Origin of the sequence: Cellulomonas sp. P24, assembly GCF_024704385.1 — a bacterium.
GTDB lineage: Bacteria > Actinomycetota > Actinomycetes > Actinomycetales > Cellulomonadaceae > JAJDFX01.
Genome location: NZ_JAJDFX010000002.1, coordinates 1008830 through 1023118 on the forward strand (window position 1 = coordinate 1008830; position 14289 = coordinate 1023118).

Below are 14289 nucleotides of genomic sequence, written 5' to 3' on the forward strand. Positions count from 1 at the left end.
TGCGACGATCCGGGCCGGACGACTACGCTCGTCCGCGACACGTCCCCAGCCCAGGAGGCCTCCCGTGCGTCTGCTCGTCACCGGCGGAGCCGGTTTCATCGGCTCGAACTTCGTCCAGCTGACGGTGCGCGAGCGCCCCGACGTCCAGGTCACCGTGCTCGACGCGCTGACCTACGCCGGCGACCGCGCCTCGCTGGCCCCGGTGGCCGACGCGATCACGTTCGTCGAGGGCGACGTGACCGACGCCCCGCTCGTCGACAGGTTGGTCGGGGCCGCGGACGTCGTCGTGCACTTCGCCGCCGAGTCGCACAACGACAACTCCCTGCACGACCCCTGGCCGTTCGTGCGGACGAACGTCATCGGGACGTACACGCTGCTCGAGGCCGTGCGCAAGCACGGGGTCCGGTACCACCACATCTCCACCGACGAGGTGTACGGCGACCTCGAGCTCGACGACCCGGAGCGGTTCACCGCGTCGACCCCGTACAACCCGTCGAGCCCGTACTCGTCGACCAAGGCGTCGAGCGACCTCCTCGTCCGTGCCTGGGCCAGGTCCTTCGGCATCCAGGCGACGATCTCCAACTGCTCGAACAACTACGGCCCGTACCAGCACGTCGAGAAGTTCATCCCGCGCCAGGTCACGAACGTGATAGACGGTGTCCGGCCCAAGCTCTACGGACAGGGTCTCAACGTCCGTGACTGGATCCACGTCGAGGACCACAACACCGCCGTCTGGGCGATCATCGACCGGGGTCGTGCCGGCGAGACCTACCTCATCGGCGCCGACGGGGAGATGAACAACCGCGACGTCGTCGAGCTCATCCTCGAGCTCTCGGGGCTCCCGACGGACGCGTACGACCTCGTCGCCGACCGACCGGGCCACGACATGCGCTACGCGATCGACTCGAGCATGCTGCGCACCGAGCTCGGCTGGGAGCCGCGCTACCGCAGCTTCCGTGACGGGCTGGCGGCGACGGTCGCGTGGTACCGCGACAACGAGGCGTGGTGGCGGCCGCGCAAGGAGGCCACCGAGGCGAAGTACGCGCAGCTGGGCCGCTGACCCGCTCGCCGTTCTCCACACGTCCTCCACGGCTTCATCGACGTGGCACCGTCTTTCCTGTGTGCCGCCGACATAAGATCCCGAGGTGCCCACCCGTCATGCGACAGCAGCCGGCCGGAGCACGGTGCGTCACGCAAGGAACCTTCGCGGTCACCACGTGCTGAGGTCGGTCGCACTGACACTCACCGCCGTGCTCGCGTTCGGTGCGGGCGGATTCGCGACCGCGTACTCGCGGTTCCAGGGGAACATCGACTCGGCGGACGTGACCGGCCTCCTCGGCGCCGACCGGCCGACGTCGAGCGCGGCGCCGGACCCGAACGACCCGAGCAGCGGCTCGCCGGTCACGCTCCTGCTGATGGGGTCGGACGAGCGCGACGGCGCGAACGGCGCGATCGGTGGCTCGGTCGAGGGCATGCGCAGCGACACGACGATCGTGCTGCACATCTCCGCCAACCGGAAGCGGGTCGAGGCGGTGTCGATCCCCCGGGACTCGCACGTGCAGATCCCCGCGTGCACCATGACGAACGGCAAGACCAGCAAGCCCCAGAGCGCGCGGTTCAACGCAGCGTTCGCCATCGGTGCCGACACCGGTGGAGACACCGCATCGGCTGCTGCGTGCGCGATCAAGACCGTCGAGTCGCTGACCGGCGTGCGCATCGACGGGTTCGTGGTCGTCGACTTCGTCGGGTTCATCCGCATGGTGGATGCCCTGGGCGGCGTCCCGATCTGCATCCCGAACGCGATGGACTCTCCCAAGGCCGGCCTGAAGCTGAGCGCCGGCTACCAGACCCTCGACGGGAAGACGGCGCTCGCGTACGCCCGCGCCCGCACCGGGACGGGCGTCGGTGACGGCTCTGACACCAATCGCATCGGGCGCCAGCAGCAGCTCCTGGCCGCGACGGCCCGCGAGGTCTTCTCGAAGAACCTCCTCACGGACGTCGGCCAGCTCCTCCGGTTCCTCGACGCAGCGACCAGCTCGGTCACCGCCAACCCGGAGCTCGCGTCGATCACGAACATGGCCGGCCTCGCGTTCAGCCTCAAGGACATCCCGAGCGGGAACATCACGTTCATGACCGTGCCGTTCACGAGCTACCGGCCGGACCCGAACCAGGTCGTCTGGACGTCTGCCGCAGCGACCATCTGGGCCAACATGGCGTCGGACCGGTCGATCGTCACCGCCGCCGCACAGACCGACTCGACGAGTTCCGGGACCGCAGCGGACGCGCCCGAAGGCACGTCCGCGGGCACGGTCAGCGACACCCCGACTACCGCGGAGACCAAGGTTGCCGGCAAAGAAGCGTTCACCCCTGACGACGTCACCGCCGTGTGCGGCTGAGCCACGATGAGCGACAGCCCTCGTCCGGACGGCACATCCGGGAGCCACGCCCGACCGGGCGGGTCGGCACAGCCGGCCCCGAGACGTGCCGGCTCGCCGCAGCCGGACCCCCGATCCGGTCCTCGTCCAGCCGGCCATCCGTGCCACGCCCGGACGGCAGCCGGTCGACCCCACCACCGAGCTTCTCCCCCCAGGCGTCCCCTGCCGCGCGGCCCGTCCCCGGTGAGGACGCGATCGTGGTGGGGCGGCCCACCCGTCCGGCTCCGCCGGCCCGCCAGACCGCCACGCCGCCCGCGGTCCGCGCACGCGACGGCGAACCGGCTGCGACATCAGCGCGGCCGGCGACGCGGGTCCCTCCGGGGAGGTCCTCGGGCGCCCGCCAGGGTCTCGGCACACCTCCGACCGGGACCCGGTCAGGGGCATCGGGCCCGGTTCGAGGCGCGTCACGCAGCCGGCGACGCCGCCGGATCGTGCTCGTCGCCGCGGTCGTGCTCGTCCTCCTCCTGGCCTGGCCGATCGGGCTGACCGCCTGGGCGAACGGCAAGATCCAGCACATCGACGCCCTCTCGGGCGCCGGTCCGACGCCCGGGACGACCTACCTGCTGGCAGGCTCGGACTCGCGCGCCGACGGGACGATCGGGAACGACGGCACCGTCGGAGCCCGGACCGACACGATCATGCTGCTCCAGGTCCCGGCGAGCGGGCCGGCAGCGCTCATCAGCCTGCCGCGGGACTCCTACGTCGACATCCCCGGCAAGGGGAAGAACAAGCTCAACGCCGCGTTCGCCTGGGGCGGTGCCCCGCTGCTCGTCAAGACGGTCGAGAAGCTCACCGGGATCACGATCGACCACTACGTCGAGGTCGGCTTCGCGGGGATCGAGAAGGTGGTCGACGCCGTCGACGGCGTTCCCCTCTGCCTGGACTACGACGTCGCCGACAAGAACAGCGGACTCATGTGGACCGCCGGGTGCCACGTCGCGAACGGGGTCACGGCACTCGCGTTCGTCCGGATGCGGTACGCCGACCCTCGCGGTGACATCGGCCGTGCCGACCGGCAGCGACAGCTGATCGCCGCGATCACCCACAAGGTCGAGTCGCCGGCGCTGCTCTTCCAGCCCGGCAAGCAGGTCGCTCTGATCTCGGCCGGTACCGGGGCACTCGCCGTCGACCGGAGCACCGGGATCGTCGACCTGGCGCGTCTCGCTCTCGACTTCCGGCGAGCCACCGGACCGTCCGGCATCACCGGGACGCCCTGGATCAAGAACATGGACTACCGCCCTGGCAACGTCGGGTCGACCGTCGAGCTCGACGCGGAGAGGAACGCGACGTTGTTCAGCGCGATCCTCGACGGAACCCAACCGGCAGGCCCCGTCGGCGGCGTCCCCACGTCATGAGGGCTGCGTGACCGCCCCGAGCGCGGCACGGGGCCGGGCGGACACCCTGACCCGTCAGGCTCTGCTCTCGTCCGTCAGACGCTGAACCCCGTCGTCTGCGCACGGTGGCCGACGCCGGTCTGTGCCTGCAAGCGCTCCCCCTTGGCAGCGGCCTGGTCCCGCAACCCGTCCTGGAAGTCCGCCATCGCGGATCGCAGGCGCGCGGACTCCGGGTCGGTGCCGGAGGCCAGGATCCGCACCGCGAGCAGGCCGGCGTTCCGCGCGCCGCCGACGGACACGGTCGCGACCGGCACTCCGGCGGGCATCTGCACGATCGACAGCAGCGAGTCCATCCCGTCGAGGTAGGCGAGCGGAACCGGGACCCCGATCACCGGGAGCGTGGTCACGGACGCGAGCATCCCGGGCAGGTGCGCCGCCCCGCCCGCGCCCGCGATGACGACCCGCAGGCCCCGCGAGGCGGCGGAGCGCCCGTACGCGATCATCTTGTCCGGCTGCCGGTGCGCGGAGACCACGTCGACCTCGACCGGGACGTCGAACTCCGCGAGCGCCTCGGCGGCTGCCCGCATGACGGGCCAGTCCGAGTCCGAGCCCATCACGATGCCGACGACCGGCTGTCCTGGCTGCACATCCGTCATGAGTCTTCCCCCTCGGTGTCGGTGACCGTCGAGTCTGGCACGGTCGACGTCTCGCCCTGGATGATCGCGGCGGCTGCCTCGGCCCGTCGCCGGACGTCGGTGAGGTCGTCGCCCGTGGCCGTGGCGTGGCCGAGCTTGCGGCCCGGCCGCACGCCCTTGCCGTACAGGTGGACCTTGACCGACGGGTCCGCGAGGCTCACCTCGGCGAGCGCATCCGTCAGCTCGGACCTCGTGGAACCGAGCACGTTCGCCATCACGGTCCAGCGCGCCCGCGCCGACGTGTCCCCGAGCGGGAGGTCGAGCACCGACCGCAGGTGCTGCTCGAACTGGCTGGTCACCGAGCCGTCGATCGTCCAGTGACCGGAGTTGTGCGGGCGCATCGCCAGCTCGTTGACGACGACCGAGCCCTCGCCCCCTCCCGCCCCGGGGACCTCGAAGAGCTCGACCGCCAGCACGCCGGTGACGCCGAGCCCCTCGGCGACGGCGGTCGCGACCTGCCTCGCCTGCTCCTCGACCGCCGGGTGGAGGTCCGGGGCCGGCGCGACGACCACGGAGCACACGCCGTCCTCCTGGATCGACTCGACGACCGGCCAGGTGCGGATCTCCCCGGACGGGGACCGGGCGACGAGCACCGCGAGCTCCCTGCTGAACGCCACCTTCTCCTCGGCGAGGAGCGCCGGCCCGTCCAACGCCGCCTCGAACCAGTCGGCGACGTCCTCGACCGAGTGCACGACGCGCACACCCTTGCCGTCGTAGCCACCGCGTGAGGTCTTGACGACGGCCGTGCCGCCGACCTCGACGAGGAAGTGGTCGAGGGACGCGGCATCGGGGATCTCGGCCCAGCGCGGGCACGGCAGGCCGAGCTCCGTGAGCCGTCGGCGCATGACGATCTTGTCCTGCGCGTGCACGAGCGCCTCCGGGCCGGGGTGTACCGGGATCCCGTGCCCCCGCAGGTCCAGGAGCAGGGCGTTCGGGACGTGCTCGTGCTCGAAGGTGAGGACGTCCGCTCCCTCGACCAGCGAGCGGATGGCCACGTCGTCGCTCGCGGCGCCGACCGGGGAGTCCGGGACGACCTGTGCCGCGGACGAGTCGGTCGCCTCGACGAGCACGCGCAGGTGCACTCCCAGGGCCACCGCCGCGGGTGCCATCATCCTGGCGAGCTGACCGCCGCCCACCACCGCCACCACCGGAGCCGCCACAACCTGTGAGCGTAGTCGAGTCGGAGCACAGGTCCTGGCGCTACCCTGAATCGGTGACGACGATCGAGCCGCCCAGCCCTGCGCCGACCTCACCGGAGGCCACCCTCACGATGGAGCCCCTCGTGCGGCCCGGTCTGCGAGCACGGTTGCTGACGGGAAAGTACGGGGCGCTCACCGCGCGGATCATCGAGCTGGCCCGGTTCGGCTCGGTCGGTGCCGTGGCCTACGTGGTCGACCTCGGGGTGTTCAACCTGCTGCGCTTCGGGCCGGGCGGGCTCATGGCGGACAAGCCGCTGACCGCCAAGGTGGTCTCGGTGTCGCTCGCGACGATCGTCGCCTGGATCGGCAACCGGTACTGGACGTTCCAGGGCCGTCGCACCGACACCAAGACGCGGGAGCTGATGGGCTTCGCCGTGGTCAACATCGGCGGCCTGCTGATCGGCGTCGGCTGCCTGGCCTTCTCGCACTACGTCCTGGACCTGCGCTCGGCCCTGGCGGACAACATCTCGGCGAACGGTGTCGGTCTCCTGCTCGGGACGGCGTTCCGCTACGTCGCCTACCGACGGTTCGTGTTCGTCGGCGGGTCCTCCACCAGCGCACCCGTCTGAGCTGACGGCAGCCTGCGCCTGCTCGTCGGCACGGGCCTCGACCGGTCGCCTCAGTCCGTCGCCTCAGTCCGTCAACGCGCGGAGGTCCCGGACACCCTCAGCCATGCCGACGCCGGCCGAACAGCCCTCGCCGGCGCCGCGGCTCGCCGTCCTCGGGCACGGCGTCGTCGTCCGTCACGGTGCGCGGGGCGACGAGCTCCGGATCGAGCAGGTGGGGCGCACCCGCCAGGAACACCGCGAACACAGCCGGTCTGCGCTGGGCGAGCTCGAGGCGCCCTCCGTCGGCCGCGACGAGGTCCCGGGCGAGAGAAAGCCCGAGCCCGGTGCCCTTGCCCGAGGTGACCTCGCGCTCGAAGATCCGCGGAGCGAGCTCGTCGGGCACGCCCGCGCCCTGGTCCCCGACCTCCAGGACGAGACCACCGCCGGGCCCGCTGGGCCGCGAACGCACCGTCGTGACCCCGTCGCCGTGCACCAGGGAGTTCTCGAGCAGCGTCGCGAGCACCTGCGCGAGGGCGCCCGGTGTCGCGAGCACCTGGGCCTGAGGGTCCACGTCGATCTGCAGGTCGCGACCCGCCGCGACGAACGACGGCGTCCACTCCTCCTGCTGCTGGTGGACGACGTCCAGGACGTACAGCGGCTCCGTGGTCCCACCCTGGGCACGACGGGATCTCATCAGGAGGTCGTCGACGACGGTCACCAGTCGCTCGACCTGCTCGAGGGAGATCCGCGCCTCGTCGCGGACGAGCTCGTTGTCGCTCGCGGCCGAGATCTCCTCGAGCCGCATCGACAGGGCCGTCAGGGGCGTCCGGAGCTGGTGCGACGCGTCCGACGCGAACTGCCGCTCGGCGGACAGCCGCTCCGCCATGCGGTCCGAGCTCCGTCCGAGCTCGGCCGCGACGAGGTCGATCTCCTCGACCCCGGAGGCCTCGAGATGAGGTCGTACCTGCCCCGAGCCGAGCTGCTCGGCGGACGCGGCCAGGTACACGAGCGGCGCGGTGAGCCGGTTGGCCTGCCAGATCGCCATCGCGATGCCGGCCGCGAACGCGACGATCGCGGCCGCGACGACCAGGGCGACCACGCGCGAGCTCAACCAGAACAGGTCCCACCACGGCACGGTGAGGATGACGATCGCGCCCGAGTCGGAGGTGTAGCTGGCGGACACCGTCCGGCCGGAGAAGTTCGGACCCGCGTCGAGGATCGTTCCCTGGGCCACGACCCGGACGTGGGCCACGAGGGACCCGCCACCACCGACGTACGGCTTGAGCCACGAGTCGCGCGGGTCGATGCCCTGCTCCAGCCGGAAGTCCACGATGCTCGCGACCGTCTGGGCACGCGCGTCGAGCTCCTGGAGGTCGTTCTCCCGCACGAACTGCGCGCCGAAGAACGCGAGCGGGAAGCCGAGCAGGATGACCGCGACCGTGACGGCCGCGATCGTCGCCTGAAGGATGCGGCGACGCACCCGTCAGCTCCCTTCGTGCTCGCCGGTCTCGAAGCGGAAGCCCATGCCGCGGACGGTGCTGACGTAGCGAGGCGCGTTCGCGTCGTCGCCGAGCTTGCGACGCAGCCACGAGACGTGCATGTCGAGGGTCTTGGTCGACCCGTTCGGGTCCGACCCCCAGACCTCGCGCATGAGGGTCTCGCGGGCGACGACCGTGCCGGCTGCTGCGACGAGGACACGCAGCAGCTCGAACTCCTTGGCGGTGAGGTGGAGCTCGCGGTCCGCCTGGAACGCGCGGTGCGCGGCGACGTCGACGCGGACGTCCTGGGCCTCGACCTCGTCCTCGTCGTCCAGCTCGCTGGCCGTGCGGCGGAGGAGCGCACGCACGCGCGCCAGCAGCTCGGCCAGGCGGAACGGCTTGGTCACGTAGTCGTCGGCGCCGGCGTCGAGCCCGACGACGAGGTCGACCTCGTCGGCGCGCGCCGTCAGGACGAGCACCGGAGTGGTCAGCCCCTGGCTCCGGATCGCCCGCGCGACGTCGAGCCCGTCCATGTCCGGCAGCCCGAGGTCGAGGACGATGAGGTCGGCGTGCCCCGCGTGGTCGATCGCGCCTTGACCCGTTCCTTGCACCTGCACGTCATATCCTTCACGCCCGAAGGCGCGCGCCAAAGGTTCGGCAATGGCTGGATCATCTTCGGCCAGCAGCACGTGGGTCATTTGCTCATGCTAGGTCACGAACTGCCCTGAGACACGCCCGGAGACCCGGAGAGTTGCGTGGTGTGCGCCACGGACGCGCCACGTCGTCCCCCTCAGGTCGCACCCACCTGTGCGACCAGGGCCCGATGCCGGCGCCGTCTCCGGTCCCTAGGCTGGTGCGATGCAGTGGTGGGAGCGGGCGAGCCGGTGGGGCGAGGCGCACCGCTTCCCGATCGACGCCGTCGGTACCGCCGCGCTGCTCCTGCTGATGCTCCCCGTCGCCAGCGCGATCCAGGGCGATTCGCGATCGGTCGCCCGGTTGTGGACGATCGCGATCGTCGTCCCCCTCGCGTGGCGTCGTTCGCGCCCCGTCGCGTCGGTCGTCGCCGTGTACGCGGTCGGTCTCCTCCACCTCCTCCTCGGCATCCCGCTCATCCTCCCGACCGACCTCGTGGTGCTCGTCGCGCTGTACTCGGTGACCGTGCACGGACCGCGCTGGGCGCACCGCACCGCGATCGGGTCGGCGCTTCTCGGCGCCTGGGTGCTCGGGCTCGCTCTCGTCGTGGACTCGACCATGAGCGGCCTGGCGGCCGCGGCGTTCACCGCGGTGCTCACCGGGACCGCGGCTCTCGCCGCCTGGGCGTTCGGCCTCGTCCGTCGCTCGAGACGCGAGATGATCGGCGCCCTGAGGGACCGCGCCGAGCGCCTCGAGGTCGAGCGCGACCAGCAGGGCCGGATCGCCACGGCGGCCGAGCGCAGCCGGATCGCCCGCGAGATGCACGACATCGTCGCGCACTCGCTCTCGGTGATCATCGCCCAGTCCGACGGGGGCAGGTACGCCGCCGAGACGGACCCCGGTGCCGCGGTCCGCTCCCTCACGACGATCGGCGAGACCGGACGGGCCGCCCTCGCGGACATGCGCCGCCTGCTGGGCGTCCTGCGCAGCGACGACGCCCCCCACCGCCGTCGGGGTCGGCTCCCCCGGACCGCAACCCGCCGTCGAGGACCTCGACGCGCTCGTTGACCAGGTGCGTGCCAGCGGCCTGCGAGTCTCCGTCGTGAAGATGGGCTCGCCCCGGATCCTGCCCCCGGGCGCCGGGCTGAGCGCGTACCGCATCTGCCAGGAGGCCCTCACGAACGTGCTCAAGCACGCCGGTCCCGACCCGCAGGTGACGGTCCTGGTCCAGTGGCTGCCCACCACCCTCGTCCTCGACGTGAGCGACGACGGGCGAGGAGCTGCGGTCGAGTCCGACGGAGCCGGCAAGGGGCTGCTCGGCATGCGCGAGCGCGCGGCGATGTTCCGCGGCACCCTGACGGCGGGGCCGCGTCCTGGCGGCGGGTTCCGCGTCCACGCCGAGCTCCCGCTCCCTCCGTCCCCCACCACGGTCGGCAGCGACCGACCCGATCACCCAGATGAGGCACCATGACCGCCGAGCACACCGCCCCGGGACCGATCCGCGTCGCCCTCGTGGACGATCAGCAGCTGGTCCGCGCGGGCTTCCGGATGGTGATCGACTCCCAGCCCGACCTCACCGTCGTCCTCGAGGCCGGTGACGGGGCCGAGGCCGTCCGTGCCCTCACCCGCCCCCTGACCACCGATCCGGCCGGGATGGCGGACGTCGTCCTCATGGACGTCCGGATGCCGACGATGGACGGACTGAGCGCGACCGCGGCGATCACCGAGGCGTTCGGCAGCCGGGATGCCGGGCATCCCGGACCGCGCATCATCGTCCTGACGACCTTCGACCTCGACGAGTACGTGCTCGAGGCGATCCGCGCCGGTGCGAGCGGGTTCCTCCTGAAGGATGCGCCACCGGAGGAGATGCTCGCCGCGATCCGGACGGTGCACGCCGGCGACGCCGTGATCGCGCCGTCGAGCACCCGACGGCTCCTCGAGCACCTCGTGACGGTCCTTCCCGCGGTGCCGGAGCCCGCCGCCTCCGGCTCCATGGCGGCGCTCGCCACCCTGACCGACCGCGAGCGCGAGGTCCTCGTCCTCATGGCCCGGGGGCGCTCGAACACGGAGATCGGTCAGGACCTGTTCGTCGCCGAGGCGACCGTCAAGACGCACGTCGGCCGCATCCTCGCGAAGCTCGGGGCACGCGACCGGGTCCAGGCCGTGGTCGTCGCCTACGAGACGGGTCTCGTCCGACCGGGGACGTGAGACGCCGCCGCCAGGTCAGACCACGGGATGACGCGGGCGCGCGACGGACCCCCCTCCGGCGCGATGCCCCTCTCCACAGCGGACGCCTAGCGTCGAGGTGACACCGCGGGGGGCTCGTCCGCCCCTCGCGCACGACCCGCCACCGACTCCCGGGAGACCTCCGTGGACACGACCGTGTACCAACCGCTCACGACCCGCACTGCCGCGCATCCGACCGAGGCCGTGCGCGCCCACGCCTTGAGCAAGGTCTACGGGACCGGCGCAGCAGCGGTGCGCGCGGTGGACGCCGTCGACGTCACGTTCGCCGCGGGCGCGTTCACCGCGATCATGGGGCCGTCCGGATCGGGTAAGTCGACGCTCATGCACCTGCTCGCAGGTCTCGACACCGCGACGTCGGGGCAGGCGTTCCTCGGCGAGACCGAGATCACGTCCCTCGGCGACAAGGAGCTCACCCAGCTCCGCCGGGACCGCATCGGATTCGTCTTCCAGTCGTTCAACCTGCTGCCGATGTTCACCGCCGAGCAGAACATCGTGCTGCCGCTCGAGCTCGCCGGCACCCGGCTGGACGCGGACACCCGCGCCTGGAAGGACACGCTGGTCGCGACCCTCGCCCTCGGCGACCGACTCGAGCACCGGCCCAGCGAGCTCTCGGGTGGCCAGCAGCAGCGCGTCGCGATCGCACGGGCGCTGATCGCCCGGCCCGACGTCGTCTTCGCCGACGAGCCGACCGGGAACCTCGACTCACGGTCCGGGGCCGAGGTGCTGAGCTTCCTCCGTCGCTCGGTCCGGGAGCTCGGTCGCACGATCATCATGGTCACGCACGACCCGGCGGCCGCGGCGTACGCGGATCGCGTGGTCCTCCTCGCCGACGGGCGGATCGCCGGCGACATCGCCGACCCCACACCCGAGTCGGTCCTCGCGGGGCTGGACGCGCTCCGCTCCCTCGAGGTCGAACCGGGGCTCGACGCGCACGCGAACCAGACCGCCACGGCGGTGCGCGACTGATGCTGCGCCTCACTCTCGCCCAGATGCGCCGCAGCATCGGGCGTCTCGTCTCTGCCGGGATCGCGATCGCGATCGGCACCGCCTTCGTCGCCGCGACGTTGATCGTGGGCGACGTCATCACCCGCACGACCTACGACGCGATCGCCGCGGCCTACGCCCAGTCGGACCTCGTCGTCACGGGGCGGGTGTCACCTGAGGTCGTGGCCACGGTGCGTTCCGCCGCGGGCGTGGCAGCCGTGAACGTCCAGCCGCAGGTGGGTCTTCAGCTGTCGGCCGGGAGCCACCGGGCGTACGTGCTCGTGACGGAGGCGACGAGCGAGCCCCGCCTCGAAGCCCAGAAGCTGACCACGGGGACCTTCCCGTCAGCCGCCGGGGAGATCGCTCTGCCTCGGAAGGTTGCCGAGCGACTCGGCCTCCGGGTCGGGGACCAGGTCGATGCCTCGCACTCCATCGGCACACCATCGAGCGAGCCCAGCACCTCGACCGCGGCACCGTCCGGCACCCCGGCTGCGGCAGGCACCGCGACGGCAGCCAGCACCGACGGCGCCACGGGGGCTGCCGGATCGACCGACACCACTCCACCGACCGCCGTCACCTGGACCGAGAAGCATGATCGTCTGACCGTCGTCGGCCTGGTCGACGATCCCGCCGGCGCGTTCTCCGTCTCAGGTGGAGCGGCTGTCCTCTCACCGTCCCAGGCAGAACAGTTCGCCCGTGACCAGGCGGGCCCCGATCCGGTGGCCTACAACGACGTGACCCTCACCGTCCACGGTCCTGCGGAGGTCGCCACCGTCCAGCACCAGCTCGTCTCGGCGCTGCCCGACAACGTCCATGTCCGCACCAAGGACGAGCAGGCGCAGGCGAGCGTCAAGAGCGCGTCAGGTGACACGCAGTCGGTCCTGTACGTCGTGCTCGGATTCGCCGCCGTCGCGCTGGTCGTCGCTGCACTCGTGATCTCGAACACGTTCCAGGTGATCGTCGCGCAGCGGACCCGCACTCTCGCGCTGCTCCGATGCGTCGGCGCCGACAAGGGCCAGCTGCGGCGATCGGTCATGACCGAGGCGACGATTCTCGGCTTCGCCTCCTCGGTCGTCGGAGTCCTGACCGGGGTCACGGTCGTCCAGCTGACACTCCAGATCCTCCAACGGACCAGCGCCGACGCCCACCTGCCGTCGTCGGCGCCACTGAGCGCGACCGCCCTCGTGCTCCCGGTCGTGATCGGGATCGTCGTCACTCTCGGCGCAGGCCTCGCCCCGGCCCGCGCGGCGACCCGCGTCGCACCGCTGGCCGCACTCAGGCCGGCCGAGGCACCGAACCTCACCGGCCGGCCCGGGCGTGCCCGACTCGTCCTGGCCGGCTTGCTGACGGTGGGCGGCGCCCTCCTGCTCACCGCCGCCGTGGTGCTCGCGGCTCACACGGATCCGCTCGCGGTGCTCGGACTCGGTGTCCTGGGCGGGGCGGCCTCGTTCGTCGGAGTGCTGGTCGGTGCGGTGCTGTGGATACCTCAGGTCGTTGCCGTCGCCGGACGCCTGGTGGCGCGCACAGGCACGAGCGCACGGCTGGCAGTGGCGAACACCGTGCGCAACCCGCGTCGGACTGCCGCGACGAGCACGGCGCTGCTGATCGGCGTCACGCTCGTGACGATGATGAGCGCAGGGGCCGTGAGCGCGCAGGCGACGCTCGTCTCGAAGCTCGACGCGACCTACCCGGTGGATGTCGAGGTTCGTGCAGCCCCGAGCGCCAACGGACGGACCGCGGGACTATCTCCGGGGGTGGCGTCGACCGTGGCACGCGTCGACGGTGTCCGCACGGTCGTCGCTCTGACCGAGGCGATCGTCCTGATCACGCCCGAGACCGGAACCAACGCCCCTGCCACGATGGAGACACTGCACGGGATCAGCGCCACGGACGCCGCGACGGTCGTCCGGGACCGTGCGTTGATCGCCCCGCTCGACGACCACGCCCTGGTGCTGTCCTCGTCGCTCGCGGAGTCGCTCGCGGTGCGAACCGGCGACGTCGTCACCGTGGCGGCGACGGACGCGACGGGTGGTGCACGCACAGATGTCCCGCCGGTGACGCTGACCGTGGCCGTGACGGCACTGCGCGGTTGGGAGGCGCTCGTCACACCGACCACCATGACAGCCGTGGAACCTGGCGCCGCGTCGCCGCTGCTGTGGGCAGAGCTCACCGCGACCGACAGCGCACCCGACGTCGTGCCGTCGATCCAGGACGCCCTCACCGACCAGGAGGTCGATGTCTCCGGAGGTGCCGTCGAGCGCGCCTCGCTCCAGCGCGTGATCGACACCCTCCTCGCCGTCGTGGTCGGACTGCTCGGTGTGGCGGTCGTGATCGCCTTGGTGGGCGTCGCGAACACGCTCTCGCTCTCGGTGATCGAACGGAGACGGGAGTCGGCGACCCTGCGGGCCATCGGCCTCGCGCGAGGCCAGCTCCGGGTGATGCTCGCGATCGAGGGGATGCTCATCGCCGGTGTCGGCGCTGTCCTCGGGATCGGGCTCGGTCTCGTCTACGGGTGGGCAGGCGCGGCGACGATGCTCGGTTCGATCGGTGACGTGCAGCTCGCCGTGCCGTGGCGCGATCTTGCGCTCGTCCTGCTCGTGGCGCTGATCGCCGGCCTCGTCGCCTCGGTCGTCCCCGGTCGGGCCGCCGCACGGACGTCGCCGGTCGCGGCCTTGGCGGTCGACTGAGCGTCGCCTGCGACTCGGGAGTCGACCGGGCGGCCCTCCGCGCCGCCCG

Annotated in this window: 13 protein-coding genes; 9 read left to right on the top strand and 4 right to left on the bottom strand. The window is 71.9% G+C overall.

Annotation, left to right across the window (positions count from 1 at the left end):
• Nucleotides 1-64 precede the first annotated feature (64 nt).
• The 3 genes from rfbB (at nucleotide 65) to LJB74_RS04780 (ending at nucleotide 3790) form a co-directional block, all read left to right on the top strand.
• Nucleotides 65-1060, top strand: a complete 996-nt coding sequence (rfbB, locus tag LJB74_RS04770; protein ID WP_259307448.1) for a dTDP-glucose 4,6-dehydratase — start codon at nucleotides 65-67, stop codon at nucleotides 1058-1060.
• Between the two features lie 157 nt (nucleotides 1061-1217).
• Nucleotides 1218-2396: an LCP family protein gene (locus LJB74_RS04775; protein WP_259307449.1), complete on the top strand. Its 1179-nt coding sequence runs from the start codon at nucleotides 1218-1220 to the stop codon at nucleotides 2394-2396.
• A gap of 470 nt (nucleotides 2397-2866) precedes the next feature.
• Nucleotides 2867-3790 carry an LCP family protein gene (locus LJB74_RS04780; protein ID WP_259307450.1) on the top strand — a complete coding sequence of 308 codons (924 nt, stop codon included), beginning with the start codon at nucleotides 2867-2869 and terminating at the stop codon, nucleotides 3788-3790.
• A gap of 74 nt (nucleotides 3791-3864) precedes the next feature.
• Here the strand turns inward: LJB74_RS04780 and purE are convergent, their stop codons facing one another.
• Both purE and LJB74_RS04790 read right to left on the bottom strand, forming a co-directional pair.
• Entirely contained in the window at nucleotides 3865-4425 is a 561-nt protein-coding gene (gene purE, locus LJB74_RS04785; RefSeq protein WP_259307451.1) for a 5-(carboxyamino)imidazole ribonucleotide mutase, read from the bottom strand.
• Nucleotides 4422-5624 (bottom strand): 5-(carboxyamino)imidazole ribonucleotide synthase, encoded by a 1203-nt coding sequence (locus tag LJB74_RS04790; protein WP_396125119.1) that lies wholly within the window; start codon nucleotides 5622-5624, stop codon nucleotides 4422-4424. Before LJB74_RS04790 ends, purE begins: the two co-directional genes overlap by 4 nt.
• A 53-nt stretch (nucleotides 5625-5677) precedes the next feature.
• Between LJB74_RS04790 and LJB74_RS04795 the strand changes: the two genes are divergently transcribed.
• The gene (locus LJB74_RS04795; RefSeq protein WP_259307452.1) at nucleotides 5678-6232 is read left to right on the top strand and encodes a GtrA family protein; all 555 of its coding nucleotides are present in this window, start codon (nucleotides 5678-5680) and stop codon (nucleotides 6230-6232) included.
• Nucleotides 6233-6329: 97 nt separating this feature from the next.
• Here LJB74_RS04795 and LJB74_RS04800 read toward each other — a convergent pair whose 3' ends face one another.
• Both LJB74_RS04800 and LJB74_RS04805 read right to left on the bottom strand, forming a co-directional pair.
• Complete coding sequence (locus tag LJB74_RS04800) at nucleotides 6330-7691, bottom strand: ATP-binding protein (protein ID WP_259307453.1); 1362 nt, start codon at nucleotides 7689-7691, stop codon at nucleotides 6330-6332.
• A gap of 3 nt (nucleotides 7692-7694) precedes the next feature.
• Complete coding sequence (locus LJB74_RS04805) at nucleotides 7695-8387, bottom strand: response regulator transcription factor (RefSeq protein WP_259307454.1); 693 nt, start codon at nucleotides 8385-8387, stop codon at nucleotides 7695-7697.
• Between the two features lie 160 nt (nucleotides 8388-8547).
• On the opposite strand from LJB74_RS04805, the gene LJB74_RS04810 reads away from it, so the two are divergent.
• The 5 genes from LJB74_RS04810 to LJB74_RS04825 all read left to right on the top strand — a co-directional run bounded on the left by LJB74_RS04810 (nucleotide 8548) and on the right by LJB74_RS04825 (nucleotide 14240).
• Nucleotides 8548-9390: a histidine kinase dimerization/phosphoacceptor domain-containing protein gene (locus LJB74_RS04810; protein ID WP_310650809.1), complete on the top strand. Its 843-nt coding sequence runs from the start codon at nucleotides 8548-8550 to the stop codon at nucleotides 9388-9390.
• Nucleotides 9391-9430: 40 nt separating this feature from the next.
• Nucleotides 9431-9793 (top strand): sensor histidine kinase, encoded by a 363-nt coding sequence (locus LJB74_RS20590; RefSeq protein WP_396125217.1) that lies wholly within the window; start codon nucleotides 9431-9433, stop codon nucleotides 9791-9793.
• Nucleotides 9790-10530, top strand: a complete 741-nt coding sequence (locus LJB74_RS04815) for a response regulator transcription factor (RefSeq protein WP_259307455.1) — start codon at nucleotides 9790-9792, stop codon at nucleotides 10528-10530. Before LJB74_RS20590 ends, LJB74_RS04815 begins: the two co-directional genes overlap by 4 nt.
• A 162-nt stretch (nucleotides 10531-10692) precedes the next feature.
• The gene (locus LJB74_RS04820) at nucleotides 10693-11535 is read left to right on the top strand and encodes an ABC transporter ATP-binding protein (RefSeq protein ID WP_259307456.1); all 843 of its coding nucleotides are present in this window, start codon (nucleotides 10693-10695) and stop codon (nucleotides 11533-11535) included.
• A complete protein-coding gene (locus LJB74_RS04825; RefSeq protein ID WP_259307457.1) occupies nucleotides 11535-14240 on the top strand; it encodes an ABC transporter permease in 2706 nt (901 codons plus the stop codon). The genes LJB74_RS04820 and LJB74_RS04825 overlap by 1 nt, the downstream gene beginning before the upstream one ends.
• The last annotated feature ends 49 nt before the right edge of the window (nucleotides 14241-14289 follow it).

What these genes read in the sequence shown, in the direction of transcription:
- LJB74_RS04815 (WP_259307455.1), top strand. Translation starts at nt 9,790, where the DNA reads ATGACCGCCGAGCACACCGCCCCGGGACCGATCCGCGTCGCCCTCGTG.
- LJB74_RS04825 (WP_259307457.1), top strand. Translation starts at nt 11,535, where the DNA reads ATGCTGCGCCTCACTCTCGCCCAGATGCGCCGCAGCATCGGGCGTCTC.
- LJB74_RS20590 (WP_396125217.1), top strand. Translation starts at nt 9,431, where the DNA reads ATGGGCTCGCCCCGGATCCTGCCCCCGGGCGCCGGGCTGAGCGCGTAC.
- purE (WP_259307451.1), bottom strand. Translation starts at nt 4,425, where the DNA reads ATGACGGATGTGCAGCCAGGACAGCCGGTCGTCGGCATCGTGATGGGC.
- LJB74_RS04805 (WP_259307454.1), bottom strand. Translation starts at nt 8,387, where the DNA reads ATGACCCACGTGCTGCTGGCCGAAGATGATCCAGCCATTGCCGAACCT.
- LJB74_RS04810 (WP_310650809.1), top strand. Translation starts at nt 8,548, where the DNA reads ATGCAGTGGTGGGAGCGGGCGAGCCGGTGGGGCGAGGCGCACCGCTTC.